Here is a 15,406-nt window from a genome sequence, read left to right as displayed (position 1 = left end):
AACATGACGGGAATCATGCAGGGTAAGCGCGGGCTTATCATGGGTGTCGCGAACAACCACTCCATCGCCTGGGGCATCTCCAAGGCGCTGGCGGCACAGGGCGCGGAACTTGCCTTCACTTACCAGGGCGATGCGCTGGGCAAGCGCGTCAAGCCGCTTGCCGCCGAAGTCGGCTCCGACTTCGTGCTGCCATGCGATGTCGAGGACATCGCTTCGGTCGACGCCACTGTGGACGCGATCAAGGAACGCTGGGGCACGCTAGACTTCGTCGTGCACGCCATCGGCTTCTCCGACAAGAACGAGCTCAAGGGCCTCTACGCCGACACCACGCGCGAGAATTTCAGCCGCACGATGGTGATCTCCTGTTTCTCGTTCACCGAGATCGCCAAGCGCCTGGCGCCCTTGATGAACGAAGGCGGCTCGATGCTGACGCTGACCTATAACGGCTCGACGCGCGTCATCCCGAACTACAACGTCATGGGCGTCGCCAAGGCGGCACTCGAGGCTTCCGTGCGCTATCTGGCGGCCGATTACGGCCCGCGCGGCATTCGCGTCAACGCGATCTCCGCCGGCCCGATCCGCACGCTCGCCGGCGCCGGCATTTCGGATGCCCGCGCCATCCTGTCGTGGAACCAGCAGAACTCGCCGCTGCGCAAGACAGTGACGATCGATCACGTCGGAAACTCGGCCCTCTACCTGCTCTCCGACATGGCGGCAGGCGTGACCGGCGAAATCCACTTCGTCGACGCCGGCTTCAACATCACCTCGATGCCGGCGCTCGATACGCTGCGCAAGGCGGACGCCGAGTAAGCGGCAGCCAGCCAGAGCTGAACACAAGGCCATGCGCATTATATTGCGCATGGCCTTTTTATTTTATCGCACCCGTATTATCTTCGGACGACCGGGGAGCGATGGATGGAACGCAACAGTTACAGGATCATTGCCCGGCTGAAGCGCGAGGGCTTCGAGATCGTGTCGATCAAAGGCTCGCATCACAAACTCCGTAAGGGATCGCAGACGATTATCGTTCCGCATCCCAAGAAGGACTTGCCGACAGGCACCGCTCTGGCAATCGCAAAGCAAGCCGGATGGGTGTGAGGGAGAGATAGATGAAGTACTTCATTGCGCTCGTGCACAAAGAACCGGACAGCGCCTTCGGTGTAAGCTTTCCCGATCTGCCTTCCGTGTTTTCCGCAGCCGACGTCGAGGATGATCTAACCGCCAATGCGATCGAAGCGCTGCGGCTGTGGGCAGAAGACGAGACCTTGCCGACACCATCGTCCTTCGACGAGATCAGCGCGCGTCCCGAGGTGCGGAGTGAGCTTGCGTCAGGCGCCTTCCTGACGCGGATTCCGTTTATCGAGGATACGACACGGACCGTTCGCGCCAACGTCACCTTCGACAAAGGCATGCTCGACGCGATCGACGCGGCGGCCAAGGAGCGCGGCCTAACGCGTTCGGCCTTCCTTGCGAGCGCCGCCCGCAAGGAAATAGAAGCGGCCTGAGCCGCTTATTTCTTCGCCCACAAGACCTTGAAGCGGGCGTTGCGGCAGGTTTCGCCGCTTTCACGGAAGCTTGCGGCCAGTACCGGCTCGTAGGGCAGGCCGCGGTTGGCGACCAGCAGGAGGCGGCCGCCGGAGCGGAGCGCGGATGCCGCGGTCTTGATCATCGCCTGACCGAGCGCCGGCTCGGCGGCGTGGCTTTCGTGGAAGGGCGGGTTCATGATGATCAAGTCGTACTTGTCCTTGACCGGCTCGCCAGCCAGATCGTGCCAGAAGAAGCGTGCCGGTACATTCGGGCAGTTCTCCTCGATGTTGGCCTTGGCGGCCTCCAGCGCGGCGTAGTTCGCCTCGTAGAGGTCGAGGCGGCTGACACCTGGGGAGCGTTCCGCCATCTCGACGGAGAGATAGCCCCAGCCGGCGCCGAAATCGGCGACGTCGCCGGTGAAATCGACTGGCAAGCGCGAGGCCAGAAGTTCCGAGCCATCGTCGATGCGGTCATGCGAGAACATGCCGGCGGCGGCCTCGAAGCGGCCGTCGACGCGCACGGCGGGCTTGGCGAACTTGGCGATGATTTCGGACGGATCTGCCGGCGCGCCGAACCAGAAAGCGACGCCGTGGTATTTCGGCATGTGCTCGAGCGACAGGCCGAAGGCTTCCATGCGCTTGCGCAGCGGCTGGATGCCGTCTTCCTTGCCGCCGGCGACGACGACGAGGCCGCCCATCTTCACGCGGGTGAGTGCCTCAGCGATATTCGCCTCGTTCTCACCCTTGTGCTTGTTGCAGAGAACCAGAACGGCATCATAATCCTCGCCCTCGACCTCAGGCGTGGTTTCGATGCGCTGGGCAAGCAGCTGCCGGTACAGCGGCCGGAAGCCCTGTACGGCGCTCAGCGCGGCGGCAAAGCCCTGCGGCAGCGCGAAGCCTGCCTCGGCGCCGAGGAAGAGCACGCGCTCGCCCTCGCCGGGCGCCTCGACGGTGCCGCTTACAAAGGGGTGGAACAGTGTCTTCAGCGTCTCGCTGCTCATCGTTTTATCTCGATCTTGAATAGAAAAAGGGCGCGAGAAGATTCCCGCGCCCATGAAGTCTAGGGAAGGCGCAGCTTACTCGGCTGCTTCTTCCTTCTTCTTGTCGGCAGGGATTTCCTGGCCGGTTGCCTGGTCGACAACCTTCATCGACAGGCGGACCTTGCCGCGCTCGTCGAAGCCGAGGAGCTTGACCCAAACCTTCTGGCCTTCCTTGACGACGTCCTGGGTCTTGGCAACACGCTCGGAAGCAAGCTGCGAGATGTGGACGAGGCCGTCGCGGGCGCCGAAGAAGTTGACGAAGGCGCCGAAGTCGGCGGTCTTCACGACTGTGCCTTCGTAGATCACGCCGATTTCAGGCTCGGCAACGATCGAGTGGATCCACTTGCGGGCCGCTTCGATTTCCTTGCCCGAGGAAGATGCGATCTTCACGGTGCCGTCGTCTTCGATGTTGATCTTCGCGCCGGTCTTTTCGACGATTTCGCGGATGACCTTGCCGCCGGAGCCGATGACTTCACGGATCTTGTCGACCGGGATGTTCATGACTTCGATGCGCGGAGCGAATTCGCCGAGCTGCGAACGGCCTTCGGAGATCGCCTTCGACATTTCGCCGAGGATGTGCGTGCGACCGCCCTGTGCCTGGCCGAGAGCGACCTTCATGATCTCTTCGGTGATACCGGCGATCTTGATGTCCATCTGCAGCGAGGTGATGCCGTCGGCCGTACCTGCAACCTTGAAGTCCATGTCGCCGAGGTGGTCTTCGTCGCCGAGGATGTCGGAGAGAACCGCGAAGCGGTCACCTTCGAGGATCAGGCCCATGGCGATACCGGCAACCGGCTTAGCCAAAGGAACACCAGCGTCCATCAGGGCGAGCGAGGTGCCGCAGACGGTTGCCATCGAGGACGAGCCGTTGGACTCGGTGATCTCGGAGACGACGCGCAGCGTGTAGGGGAACTGTTCAGCCGAAGGAAGCATCGGGCGGATAGCGCGCCATGCGAGCTTGCCGTGACCGATTTCGCGACGGCCAGGCGAACCCATGCGGCCGGTTTCGCCAACCGAGTAGGGAGGGAAGTTGTAATGGAGCAGGAAGCGCTCCTTGTACATGCCCGTCAGGCTGTCGACGTACTGTTCGTCTTCGCCGGTGCCGAGCGTGGCAACAACGATCGCCTGCGTTTCACCGCGGGTGAAGAGAGCAGAACCGTGGGTGCGCGGCAGGAGGCCGACTTCCGATACGATCGGGCGAACGGTCTCGAGATCGCGGCCGTCGATGCGGCTCTTGGTGTCGAGGATGTTCCAACGAACGATCTTGGCCTGCAGGTGCTTGAAGATCGCGCCGATGACTTCGGCGGTGTACTTCGGCTCTTCGCCCTCAGGGAAGAAGTGGGCCTTGACCTTCGCCTTGACGGCGTCGACGGCAGCGTAGCGTTCAGCCTTCTGCGTGTTCTTGTAGGCGGTGCGCAGCTCGGCTTCGAAGTGCTTCAGCATTTCGGCTTCGAGTTCGGAGAAGTCTTCCGGCTGGAAGTCGCGCGGCTCCTTGGCAGCCACTTCGGCGAGCTTGATGATCGCGTCGAGGACCGGCTGGAAGCCCTTATGGCCGAACATGACGGCGCCGAGCATGATTTCTTCGTTGAGTTCCTTGGCTTCGGATTCAACCATCAGAACGGCGTCGTGCGTACCGGCGACAACGAGGTCGAGGATCGACTCGTCCATTTCGTCGAGATGCGGGTTCAGGACGTATTCGCCGTTGATGTAGCCGACGCGTGCGCCGCCGACCGGGCCCATGAAGGGAACGCCAGAGAGCGTCAGAGCAGCCGAAGCGGCAACCATCGACAGAACGTCCGGGTTGTTTTCCAGATCGTGCTGGACGACCGTGACGACGACTTGCGTGTCGTTCTTGTAGCCTTCAGGGAAGAGCGGGCGGATCGGGCGGTCGATCAGGCGCGAAACCAGCGTTTCGTTTTCCGACGGACGGCCTTCGCGCTTGAAGTAGCCACCGGGGATCTTGCCGGCTGCGTAGGTCTTTTCCTGGTAGTTGACGGTCAGCGGAAAGAAGTCCTGGCCAGGCTTCGGCGCCTTGGCGGAAACGACGGTGGCGAGAACCACGGTTTCGCCGTAGGTCGCGAGAACAGCGCCGTCAGCCTGACGGGCGATCTTGCCGGTTTCGAGCTTCAGCGGGCGGCCTGCCCACTCGATTTCCACGGAATGAGTGTCGAACATATGTCTTGTCCTTCAATGCGGAGGCGCGCCATTGGCCCAAGGGCACGGCGCAGACGACCGCAATTGTTGATGACGCATCATGGGCAAGACAACGGGAGGCTTTGCGGTCTCGATTTCCTCGTCGAGAAAATCGGGCCAAGGTGTGCGCCTTGGCCGAAAGCATCCGGCAATCCTGCCCCATGACAGGTCAACGGTTGGTTTTGCGGATCCGGCCCATCCGGGTCCGCGGGCAGTCCCGCAAACGCCTAGGGCGTCCTGCGGTGTCGGAGAAACGTTCCCCGGAAACAAATGCGGCGGGCGTCCACAAGGAGCGCCCGCCGAAAAGCCTTAGCGGCGGATACCCAGGCTGGTGATCAGCTTGGTGTAACGGCCTTCGTTCTTCTTCTTGAGGTAGTCAAGAAGCGAGCGGCGGCTGGAAACCATCGTCAGCAGGCCACGGCGGGAATGGTTATCCTTCTTGTGGCCCTTGAAGTGTTCCGTGAGGTTGTTGATGCGCTCGGTGAGGATCGCAACCTGAACTTCGGGCGAACCGGTGTCGCCTTCGAACGTTGCGTATTCCTTGATAAGTGCCGTCTTGCGCTCAGCAGTAATCGACATCGGATGTTCCTTTCGATGAGAGGAGATAAGGTCGCCAAAAGCCGGGATGTCGTCCAGCTTTGGCCGCGAATGCATTCAAGCGAGCCTGATGCTGGCGCTGCCTATACAATATCCGGCACATGAATGGAAGAGCGGAGTTTTTGGCGCCTGATCAGCGATTTGGCGCCGCGATCACAAAGAGACGATCATGCAAAATGTCGGTTGCACCGGTATAGCGATCGACTATCACCTGCGCCGTGCAAGTCTGTTTCCAGAAAGGAATTTGCGTGAAACTCTTTTATGCCCCCGGCGCCTGCTCCATGGCATCCCACATCGTCCTTCATGAGATCGGCAAGCCTTTCGAGATCGAGAAGGTAAGCACCAAGACGAAGGTCATGGAAAGCGGCGGCGACTTCTTTGCGATCAACCCCAAGGGCGCCGTGCCGGCTCTTCAGCTCAACGGCGGCGAAGTCCTGACCGAAGGTCCGGCGATCCTGCAGTATGTCGCAGACAGCAACGGCGCCACCGACCTCGCACCGCCGGCCGGCACGCTTGCCCGAGCCCGCGTTCAGGAGATGCTGAGCTTCGTCGGCTCCGAATTGCACAAGTCGTTCAGCCCGCTCTTCCATCCCGGTAAGACCGATGCGGAAAAGGACGCGGCGCGCGAAGTGCTGCAGAAGAAATTCGCGTGGCTGGAATCGCTGTTGGCCGACGGTCGCGACTATCTCACCGGCCCGAACTTCACGGTTGCCGACGCCTATGCATTCGTCGTAACCAGCTGGACGAAGCCGATGAGCGTTTCGCTGGACGCGTGGCCGAAGCTGAAGGATTACGTCGCGCGCGTTGCCGCCCGCCCGTCGGTCCAGGCAACCATGAAAGCCGAAGGCCTGATCTGATTACGAGAGATGCGCGCGGTTCAGGCCGCGCGCATTGATCTTTATCCAAAGACGCGCTTTGGGCGGAATTCGCCCTGGCCGATTTCGCCGATGGCGATCAGCTTGCCGCGGGCCGTGGCATAGGCTTCGCTTTCTTCCACCGGCGCATCGCGACCGCGCACCAGGATGGGGTTGCCCATCTTCAGGCGGTGGGCCTGGTCGTCGTTGACGATCAGATGCGGCAGCGAGGAGAGCGCCTCGCTGGTGTCGATCAGAAGCGCATCGAGTGCTGCCAGGCGTTCTTCGTCATCCTGAATGTCTTCCAGCGCGACGAGTTCGGCGAGCGGGATCATCGTCTCTTCTGCGAAGGGTGCCACGAAGCTGCGGCGCAGGCCGGAGATGTGGCCGAAGCAGCCGAGGTCACGGCCGAAATCGCGGGCGAGCGCACGGACATAGGTGCCCTTGCCGCACTCGACCTCGAAATGCGCGGTGTTTTCGTTCTCGCATTCGAGCAGCGTCAGGCGATAGATCTCGACCTCACGCGACGGGATTTCGACCGTCTCACCCTCGCGGGCGAGATCATAGGCACGCTCGCCCGCGATCTTGATCGCGGAGAACTGCGGCGGGACCTGGCTGATGACGCCGGTATAGTTGGGGAGCAGCGCCAAGATCTCGTCTTCGGTCGGACGCTTGTCGGAGCTCTCGATAACCTCGCCCTCGAGATCATCGGTCGAGCGCTGCTCGCCCCAGGTCACGGTGAATTCGTAGATCTTGCGGCCGTCCATGACGTAGGGAACGGTCTTGGTCGCATCGCCGAGCGCGATCGGCAGCATGCCCGAAGCCAGCGGGTCGAGCGTGCCGGCGTGGCCGCATTTCTGCGCCTTGAACAGCCACTTGATCTTGGAGACGGCTTCGGTCGAGCCGAAGTCGACGGGCTTGTCAAGGATAAGCCAGCCCGAGATCGGGCGGCCTTTGGGCTTGCGTGGTTTGGACATAAGGCTCTTCTGTTACTTTTCGTCGGTATCGCCGTCCTCAAGGTCGCGCATGACCTCGGGCGAGCGCAGCAGCTCGTCGATCTTCTTGTAATTGTCGAAGCTCGTATCGTCGCGGAAGCGTATCTCGGGCATGAATTTCATCTGCCTAAGATGCGGGCCGAGACGGCCGCGGATGAATTTGGCGTGGCGGTTGAGCGCCGTGATGACCGTCTCGTGATCCGATACGCCGAGCGGCGTGATGAACGCGGTCGCGACCTTCAGGTCGGTCGACATGCGCACTTCGGACACGGAGATGACGGTCTTTTCCAGAAGGTCGTCGCGCACTTCGCCGCGCTGCAGGACCTGGGTGATCGCGGCGCGTACCTGCTCGCCGACGCGCAGCATACGCTGCGACTGTGCTGTCGAGGTTTTTGTTGCCATTGTTCTTTGCCTCAAAAATCTGGGGCCTCAAAAGTCCGGGGCCTCAAAAGGTTCGGGCGCCGGCCTCATATGATCCGGCGCCCGTCCACAACTCTAGTCTCGCACGATCAGAGCGTACGGGTGATATGCTCGACGCGGAAGCATTCGATGACATCGCCCGCGCGGATGTCTTCGTAGTTCTCGAAGGCCATACCGCATTCCTGACCAACCGGAACTTCCGATACTTCGTCCTTGAAGCGCTTGAGCGTCTTGAGCTTGCCTTCGTGGATGACAACGTTGTCGCGGATGAGGCGGACGCCAGCACCACGTTCGACCTTGCCTTCGGTGACGCGGCAACCCGCGACTTTGCCGGTCTTGGTGATGTTGAACACCTCGAGGATCTCGGCATTGCCGAGGAAGGTTTCGCGGCGTTCCGGCGTGAGCAGACCCGACATCGCTGCCTTAACGTCATCCACCAGATCGTAGATGATGTTGTAGTAGCGGATCTCGATGCCTGCGCGTTCGGCGGCGACACGTGCCTGTGCGTTGGCACGGACGTTGAAGCCGATGATCGCGGCGTCGGAGGATTCGGCAAGCGCCAGATCCGATTCCGTGATGGCACCGGCGCCCGAATGGACGATGCGGGCCCGCACTTCGTCGGTGCCGAGCTTGTCGAGAGCACCGATGATCGCTTCGATGGAACCCTGCACGTCGCCCTTGATGAGCAGCGGGAATTCCTTGAAGCCGGTGTTCTGCAGCTTGCTCATCATCTGTTCGAGCGAACCGCGCTGGCCGGTCTGGCGGGCAACCGCCTTGTCGCGGGCCAGACGCTGACGATATTCGGAAATCTCGCGAGCACGGCTCTCGTTTTCGACGACGGCGAACTTGTCACCCGCAGCTGGCGTGCCGGACAGGCCAAGCACTTCGACCGGCATGGCAGGACCCGCTTCCTTGACATGGTCGCCCTTGTCGGTGACGAGCGCGCGAACGCGGCCCCACTGATCGCCGGCAACGATGATCTGGCCGGGCTTCAGCGTGCCCTTCTGGACGAGGACGGTCGCAACCGCACCACGACCACGGTCGAGCTGGGCTTCGATCACGATACCTTCGGCAGTACGCGTCGGGTCGGCCTTGAGGTCGAGGATTTCGGCCTGCAGCAGGACGGCTTCGAGCAGCTTGTCGAGGTTGGTCTTGTTCTTCGCCGATACTTCAACGTCGAGCACTTCACCGCCGAGCGATTCAACGAAGACTTCGTGCTGCAGAAGCTGCTGACGGACCTTGTCCGGGTTGGCTTCGTGCTTGTCGATCTTGTTGATCGCCACGATGATCGGAACACCGGCCGCCTTGGCGTGGCTGATGGATTCGATCGTCTGCGGCATGACGCTGTCGTCGGCCGCGACCACGAGGATCGCGATATCGGTTGCCTGCGCACCACGGGCACGCATGGCCGTGAAGGCGGCGTGGCCGGGGGTGTCGATGAAGGTGATCTTCTGACCGTTCTGTTCGACCTGATAGGCACCGATGTGCTGTGTGATGCCACCGGCTTCGCCCGAGACGACGTTTGCCTGACGGATGGCGTCGAGCAGCGAGGTCTTGCCGTGGTCGACGTGACCCATGATCGTGACGACTGGCGGACGCGAAACCATTTCGCCGGCATCGTCGGCCCGGTCGAAGATACCTTCTTCAACGTCGGATTCCGAAACGCGCTTGACGGTGTGGCCGAATTCGCCGGCGATGAGTTCAGCGAGGTCGGCGTCGATGACGTCGCCCGGCTTCATCATCTGGCCTTCCTTCATCAGGTACTTGATGACGTCGACGGCGCGTTCAGACATACGCTGCGACAGTTCCTGAATGGTGATGGTCTCAGGCAGGATGACTTCGCGAACAACCTTTTCGCGGGTTTCCTGGATCTGGCTGCGGCGGAACTTTTCCTGGCGACGGCGCATGGCGGCCATCGAGCGGCCACGGTTGTTGCCGTCGTCATCCGTGCTTGCAGCCGTGATCGTCAGCTTGCCCTGGCGGCGACCATCGTCACCCTTCGGACGCGCGGTAACCGGCTTTGCCGGTTCCGGACGCACGACGCGGCCACGCGCCGGAGCGCCACCGCGCGGTGCACCACCGCGATCATCCTCATCATTTTCACGACGACGGACGCCGGGAGCAGCCGGTGCGCCACCGGGAGCCGGACGAGCCGAAGACGGCGCATCGGTGCGGCGAACGGCGGGTGCCGCAGCCTGCGTGCGCGGTGCTTCCGCGGCCGGAGCGGGAGCTGCAGGTGCCGGCGGAGCGGCAGCGGCCGCAGCGGCGCGTTCTGCTTCTTCAGCAGCAAGGCGCTTGGCTTCTTCAGCGGCAGCGGCCTGGCGTACAATCTCTTCGGCGGCGCGGCGCTTTTCTTCCTCGGCGCGGCGAACCGCATCCTCGGCATCACGAACCTGGGCCATGGCGAGCGCACGGCGGCGCGCGTCCATTTCTTCCGGCGACAGATGGTTCAGAACCACCGGGCGCGGACGATCCTGCTGGCGCGAAGGCTGCTGGGATTGCGGACGGTTATACTGCTGGCCGCTCGGCTGATTGTAGCGCTGCGGCTGCTGGGGCTGCGGCGGGCGGGCCTGCTGAACAGGCGCCGGAGCCGGAGCTGCCGCTGCCGGTGCTGCGGGCGCAGGAGCGGGCTCGGCGGCGCGTACGGGCGCTGCCGGTGCTGCCACCGGGGTGATCGGGCGCTGTTCGTCTTCCGGGCGCATCGGGCGCCGCTTGCGGGTCTCGACAACGACCGCCTTGGTGCGACCGCGGCCCATATCCTGGCGCACGGTGCCCTGGCTTACGCCCGACGGTTTCAGGGTCAGAGTCTTCTTGCCCGGGCCGTTCAGTGTCTTGTCGTCATTGCTATCGGTCATTCGTTCCCGTTCCTTCGGACAGGGAGCGATGACGTCATCAGTCCCTGTCAATCAAAATGTCGATCAATGACATCGGGCCGGACAAGTCCGGTGACCGTATCATTGTTTTTGCCGGCCAGCGCCGCCCGCTGCCCGGGACTGACCGCCATTGCGGTACTGTTCGAGCATCTTTGCGCGCTTCACTACACCCTCACCCGCCTGCCCTGCAAGCACTGCAGCATGGATAAAAGCGTTCTGACCCATCAGGCCTTCCATTTCGCTCTCCGAGAAGAGTTTGTAGGAAGGTATTTCCTCCTCGGTCTCCATTCCGAGGTGCCAGGCCTTGCGGGCCTGGTCGATCTTTCTCACGCCGTCGGCCGCCGCGTCCGTTGCATGGAACACGGCAAGTGCCGCGCCACTGCGGATCGCGGCATCCACCTTCGAGGCGCCGGTGATGAACTGTCCGGCCTTGCGGGCCATGTTCATCATCTGCATCAGTTGCTGCATCAGCAGCTTGTCGACGGTCTCGCCGAGATCGGCGGCCGCCTTCACATCCGTTTTCAGGGCGCGGGCGAAGGCTTTCTTCGCCACCGCCTTGTCGACCAGAGCGCGGTCGATCTTCACCCAGCAACCGCGACCCGGAAGCTGACGCTTCAGGTCGGCCACCACCGTCCCATCGGGAGCGGCGACGAAGCGGATCAGCTCATCCGGCGATCCGCTTTCGCGCGTCACGATGCACATGCGACCATTCACGTCATAACCTGCAAGATCGTCGTCCTCAGGAGAAACGGTAGGCTCACGCGCAGACATTAAACTTCCTGCTCGGCCTCGGGAGCTTCTTCAGCTTCCGCTTCCTTCGCAAGGTCCTCTTCGGTGATCCAGCCAGCCGCGAGGCGGGCCTGAACGACCATCTGTTCAGCTTCGACGCGCGAAACGTCGAACTTCGAGAACAGGCCCTCGAACTTCTTGGTCTCGCCGTTCTTGCGCTCGCTCCAGCCGACGAGATCGTCGGCTGCGCAGCCGGCGAAGTCTTCCATCGTCTTGATGCCATCCTCACCGAGCGCGACCATCATCTGGGCGGTCATGCCGTCGATGCCACGCAGTTCGTCGGACACGCCGAGCGCCTTGCGCTTCTCGTCCATCTCGGCTTCGAGCTTTTCGAGATATTCGCGGGCGCGGGTTTGAATTTCCTGCGCGGTGTCTTCGTCGAAACCGTCGATCGAGGCGATTTCGTCGAGTTCGACGTAAGCCAGTTCCTCAACGGCGGCGAAGCCTTCGGAGGCCAGAACCTGGCCGACCATTTCGTCGACGTCGAGCGAATCCATGAACAGGTTGGTGCGCTCGTTGAATTCCTTCTGACGGCGTTCCGATTCTTCGGCTTCCGTCATGATGTCGATATCCCAGCCGGTCAGCTGCGATGCGAGGCGAACGTTCTGGCCGCGACGGCCGATGGCCAGCGACAGCTGCTCGTCCGGAACCACGACTTCGATGCGCTCGGCATCTTCATCGAGAACGACCTTGGCGACTTCAGCCGGCTGCAGGGCGTTGACGACGAAGGTCGCCGGGTCCTGCGACCAGGGAATGATGTCGATCTTTTCGCCCTGAAGCTCGCCGACAACGGCCTGAACGCGCGAACCACGCATACCGACGCAGGCGCCAACCGGATCGATCGAACTGTCGTTCGAGATCACGGCGATCTTGGCGCGCGAACCCGGATCGCGGGCAACCGATTTCACCTGGATGATGCCGTCGTAGATTTCAGGCACTTCCATGGTGAAGAGCTTGACCATGAACTGCGGATGCGTACGCGACAGGAAAATCTGCGGGCCGCGCTGTTCGCGACGAACGTCATATACGTATGCGCGGACGCGATCGCCATAGCGGACGTTTTCGCGCGGGATCATTTCGTCGCGACGGATGATGCCTTCGCCACGGCCGAGATCGACGATGACGTTGCCGTATTCGACGCGCTTGACGGTGCCGTTGACGATTTCGCCGACGCGATCCTTGAACTCGTCGAACTGGCGATCACGCTCGGCTTCGCGAACCTTCTGGACGATGACCTGCTTAGCGGACTGGGCGGCGATACGGCCGAAATCCATCGGCGGCAGCGGATCGGCGATGAAATCGCCAAGGGCTGCGTCCGGGTTGCGGTCGCGGGCCAGTTCGAGCGGGATCTGCGTGGAGTAGTCCTCGGCAGCCTCGACAACCTCGAGCAGACGCTGCAGGCGGATTTCGCCGGTCTTCGGGTTGATGTCGGCGCGGATGTTGGATTCAGTGCCGTAGCGCGAGCGCGCCGCCTTCTGGATCGCGTCCGCCATCGCGGCGAGCACGATCTCGCGGTCGATGACCTTTTCGCGGGCGACTGCATCTGCGATCTGCAGAAGTTCGAGCCGGTTCGCACTGACTGCCATGTGTTTTGTCTCCGTCTAGGCGCTGAGGCTTCCCTTGCCCGGCGCCACAAGTTGATCGGTTTATTCTTCGTCTTCCGCTTCGTTCTGGTTCGCGGCCTCTGCCTTCGCCAGCTTGTCGGCGCGCAGGGCATCACGGATCAGATCGTCGGTCAGAATGAGTTTCGCATCGGCAAGCGCCGTGAACGGAATGACGATCGCCTTTTCCTCGCCGGCCGGAGCCTCGTCACGCTCGAGCGTGAAGCCATCGACGTCGCTGGAAACGATCTTGCCGCGGAAGCGCTTGCGACCACCGACGATGATCGAGGTCTCGCACTTCAAGAGATGGCCCTGCCAGCGCACGAAATCGGACTTGCGCACCATCGGGCGATCGATGCCGGGCGACGACACTTCCAGATGATACTCTTTATCGATCGGATCTTCCACATCGAGAACCGGAGAAACGGCCACCGAGACCTCCTCGCAGCCTTCGACGTCCATGGTTCCATCGTTGCGCTCGGCCATGATCTGCATGGTGGCGCCGTTCTGGTTGAGCATGCGCACGCGGATCAGGCGGTAGCCGAGGTCGATGAGGACAGGCTCGATGATGGCGGCGAGGCGCTGGTCGAGGCCAGTCTCGGTGATCAGCCGCGGCTCAAGTTCATTGTCTGCGTTCGTCGAATCCGACAAGCGATGCGCTCCTAAGCGATATTTTCGGGCGATCGCGGTAATAAAAAAGAGCGGGTCCTTGCGGCCCACTCCTCATCAATGCGATCAAGATTTGAGAGCCATATAGGCCCGTTTCCGCGAAATTGCAAGCTCCATCGGCGGTGCGGCGCGGTTGCGGCAGGCGGTCGGTGGCCTTGCTCGCCGTTTCGCTTATATAGCTTGGCGCAGCGCATGGCATTCGACGGGAGGAATCGTGGCCTATACTTCATCGACACTGGCACCACTCAGGCACGAGACCTACCGCACCATATGGTTCGCCAGCATCGCTTCCAATTTCGGCGGCCTGATCCAGGCGGTCGGGGCCGCGTGGATGATGACGATGATCACCGCCTCGGGCGACATGGTGGCGCTGGTGCAGACCTCCACGGCGCTGCCGATCATGCTCTTCTCGCTGGTTTCGGGCGCGCTGGCCGACAGCTTCGACCGGCGGCGGGTGATGCTGACGGCGCAATGTTTCATGCTGGCGGTCTCCGCACTGCTCAGCATCTTCGCGTTCTTCGGGATCCTCTCGCCCTGGCTGCTCTTGTTCTTCACCTTCCTGCTCGGCTGCGGAACGGCACTCAACAATCCCTCCTGGCAGGCCTCGGTGGGAGACATGGTGCCGCGCGCCGATCTGCCCGGCGCGGTGACGCTGAACAGCGTCGGCTTCAACATCACCCGCAGCGTCGGGCCGGCGATCGGCGGCATCATCGTGGCGGCCGCCGGTGCGGCAGCCGCCTTTGCCGTCAATACGATGAGCTATTTCGCGCTGATCTATGCGCTGATGCGCTGGAAGCCGACCTACCCCGCGACCACGCTGCCGCGCGAGGCGCTCGGCAGCGCCATCTTCGCCGGGCTGCGCTACATCTCGATGTCGCCCAACCTGCAGAAAGTCATGCTGCGCGGGCTGATCTTCGGCATCAGCGCCAGCTCGATCCTCGCGCTGCTGCCGATCGTGGCGCTGGAGCTGGTGGTCGGCGGCCCGCTGACCTACGGCCTGATGCTTGGCTCCTTCGGCATCGGCGCCATCGGCGGCGCGGTGTTGAACGCCAGGCTGCGCGAGCGCTTCTCCAGCGAGACGATCGTGCGTCTGTCGTTTGCAGGCTTCGCGCTCAGCGCCGCGATTGCGGCCTTCAGCCCGATTTCGGCGGTCACCTGCTTGGGATTGGTGATCTCGGGCGCCTGCTGGGTGCTGGCGCTGTCGCTGTTCAACACCATCGTGCAGCTCTCGACGCCGCGCTGGGTGGTCGGCCGGGCGCTGTCGCTCTACCAGACCGTGACCTTCGGCGGGATTGCCGGCGGCAGCTGGATCTGGGGCGTCGCCGCTGACAATTACGGCGTCGCCAACGCGCTGCTGATGTCAGCCGTCGTCATGCTGTTCGGTATCGTCATCGGGCTGAAATTCGCCATGCCGGCCTTCGAGACGCTCAACCTCGATCCGCTCAACCGCTTCACCGAGCCGTCGCTCGGCCTCGATATCACGCCGCGCAGCGGCCCTGTCGTCATCCAGGTCGATTACGAAATCGACGATCTCGACGTGCCGGAGTTCCTGAAGCTGATGGGCGAGCGGCGGCGTATCCGCATCCGCGATGGGGCGCGCAACTGGGCGCTGATGCGCGATCTGGAAAAGCCGGGCTCGTGGACCGAGACCTACCACACGCCGACATGGGTCGAGTATATCCGCCACAACCAGCGGCGAACCCAGGTGGACGGCGAAAACACAGACCGGCTAAGGGCGCTGCATCGCGGCGAGGCCGCGCCACATGTGCACCGGATGATCGAGCGGCAGGCCATTCCGCCCAGCGACGACCTGTTCTTCAAGGCGCATATCGACCTGCACCACTAGAAC

At 62.5% G+C, this 15,406-nt stretch carries 14 protein-coding genes; 5 read left to right on the top strand and 9 right to left on the bottom strand.

Annotated elements, in window-relative coordinates; translation table 11 throughout:
- The first annotated feature begins 3 nt into the window (after window positions 1-3).
- The 3 genes from fabI to ACCD05_RS13625 all read left to right on the top strand — a co-directional run bounded on the left by fabI (window position 4) and on the right by ACCD05_RS13625 (window position 1,505).
- Complete coding sequence (gene fabI, locus ACCD05_RS13635) at window positions 4-810, top strand: enoyl-ACP reductase FabI (protein WP_018899121.1); 807 nt, start codon at window positions 4-6, stop codon at window positions 808-810.
- 105 nt (window positions 811-915) lie between these two features.
- Window positions 916-1,098: a type II toxin-antitoxin system HicA family toxin gene (locus tag ACCD05_RS13630; RefSeq protein WP_037186908.1), complete on the top strand. Its 183-nt coding sequence runs from the start codon at window positions 916-918 to the stop codon at window positions 1,096-1,098.
- Window positions 1,099-1,109: 11 nt separating this feature from the next.
- Window positions 1,110-1,505, top strand: a complete 396-nt coding sequence (locus tag ACCD05_RS13625; RefSeq protein WP_413393297.1) for a type II toxin-antitoxin system HicB family antitoxin — start codon at window positions 1,110-1,112, stop codon at window positions 1,503-1,505.
- A gap of 5 nt (window positions 1,506-1,510) precedes the next feature.
- Here ACCD05_RS13625 and ACCD05_RS13620 read toward each other — a convergent pair whose 3' ends face one another.
- The 3 genes from ACCD05_RS13620 to rpsO all read right to left on the bottom strand — a co-directional run bounded on the left by ACCD05_RS13620 (window position 1,511) and on the right by rpsO (window position 5,338).
- Window positions 1,511-2,527, bottom strand: coding sequence for a class I SAM-dependent methyltransferase (locus tag ACCD05_RS13620; RefSeq protein WP_413393295.1), 1,017 nt, complete (start codon window positions 2,525-2,527; stop codon window positions 1,511-1,513).
- Between the two features lie 75 nt (window positions 2,528-2,602).
- Window positions 2,603-4,741 (bottom strand): polyribonucleotide nucleotidyltransferase, encoded by a 2,139-nt coding sequence (gene pnp, locus ACCD05_RS13615; RefSeq protein ID WP_018899117.1) that lies wholly within the window; start codon window positions 4,739-4,741, stop codon window positions 2,603-2,605.
- A 327-nt stretch (window positions 4,742-5,068) separates the two neighbouring features.
- Window positions 5,069-5,338, bottom strand: a complete 270-nt coding sequence (gene rpsO, locus ACCD05_RS13610) for a 30S ribosomal protein S15 (RefSeq protein ID WP_026283114.1) — start codon at window positions 5,336-5,338, stop codon at window positions 5,069-5,071.
- A gap of 266 nt (window positions 5,339-5,604) precedes the next feature.
- Here rpsO and gstA point away from each other — a divergent pair, with 266 nt between their 5' ends.
- Window positions 5,605-6,213 (top strand): glutathione transferase GstA, encoded by a 609-nt coding sequence (gene gstA / locus ACCD05_RS13605; protein ID WP_413393292.1) that lies wholly within the window; start codon window positions 5,605-5,607, stop codon window positions 6,211-6,213.
- A 41-nt stretch (window positions 6,214-6,254) separates the two neighbouring features.
- Here the strand turns inward: gstA and truB are convergent, their stop codons facing one another.
- The 6 genes from truB to rimP all read right to left on the bottom strand — a co-directional run bounded on the left by truB (window position 6,255) and on the right by rimP (window position 13,539).
- Window positions 6,255-7,187, bottom strand: a complete 933-nt coding sequence (gene truB / locus ACCD05_RS13600) for a tRNA pseudouridine(55) synthase TruB (protein WP_413393290.1) — start codon at window positions 7,185-7,187, stop codon at window positions 6,255-6,257.
- Between the two features lie 12 nt (window positions 7,188-7,199).
- A complete protein-coding gene (rbfA, locus tag ACCD05_RS13595; protein WP_018899114.1) occupies window positions 7,200-7,607 on the bottom strand; it encodes a 30S ribosome-binding factor RbfA in 408 nt (135 codons plus the stop codon).
- Window positions 7,608-7,714: 107 nt separating this feature from the next.
- Window positions 7,715-10,480: a translation initiation factor IF-2 gene (gene infB, locus ACCD05_RS13590; protein ID WP_111563048.1), complete on the bottom strand. Its 2,766-nt coding sequence runs from the start codon at window positions 10,478-10,480 to the stop codon at window positions 7,715-7,717.
- A 99-nt stretch (window positions 10,481-10,579) separates the two neighbouring features.
- Window positions 10,580-11,269 carry an RNA-binding protein gene (locus ACCD05_RS13585; RefSeq protein WP_413393287.1) on the bottom strand — a complete coding sequence of 230 codons (690 nt, stop codon included), beginning with the start codon at window positions 11,267-11,269 and terminating at the stop codon, window positions 10,580-10,582.
- Complete coding sequence (nusA, locus tag ACCD05_RS13580; protein WP_018899111.1) at window positions 11,269-12,873, bottom strand: transcription termination factor NusA; 1,605 nt, start codon at window positions 12,871-12,873, stop codon at window positions 11,269-11,271. The genes ACCD05_RS13585 and nusA overlap by 1 nt, the downstream gene beginning before the upstream one ends.
- A gap of 60 nt (window positions 12,874-12,933) precedes the next feature.
- The gene (rimP, locus tag ACCD05_RS13575) at window positions 12,934-13,539 is read right to left on the bottom strand and encodes a ribosome maturation factor RimP (RefSeq protein ID WP_047506543.1); all 606 of its coding nucleotides are present in this window, start codon (window positions 13,537-13,539) and stop codon (window positions 12,934-12,936) included.
- A 232-nt stretch (window positions 13,540-13,771) separates the two neighbouring features.
- On the opposite strand from rimP, the gene ACCD05_RS13570 reads away from it, so the two are divergent.
- Window positions 13,772-15,403: an MFS transporter gene (locus ACCD05_RS13570; RefSeq protein ID WP_413393284.1), complete on the top strand. Its 1,632-nt coding sequence runs from the start codon at window positions 13,772-13,774 to the stop codon at window positions 15,401-15,403.
- Window positions 15,404-15,406 lie beyond the last annotated feature (3 nt).

Origin of the sequence: Rhizobium sp. Rhizsp42 (assembly GCF_047304155.1) — a bacterium.
GTDB lineage: Bacteria > Pseudomonadota > Alphaproteobacteria > Rhizobiales > Rhizobiaceae > Rhizobium.
Note: the sequence above shows the minus strand (reverse complement) of the source record. Positions and strands in the feature narration are given on the sequence as shown.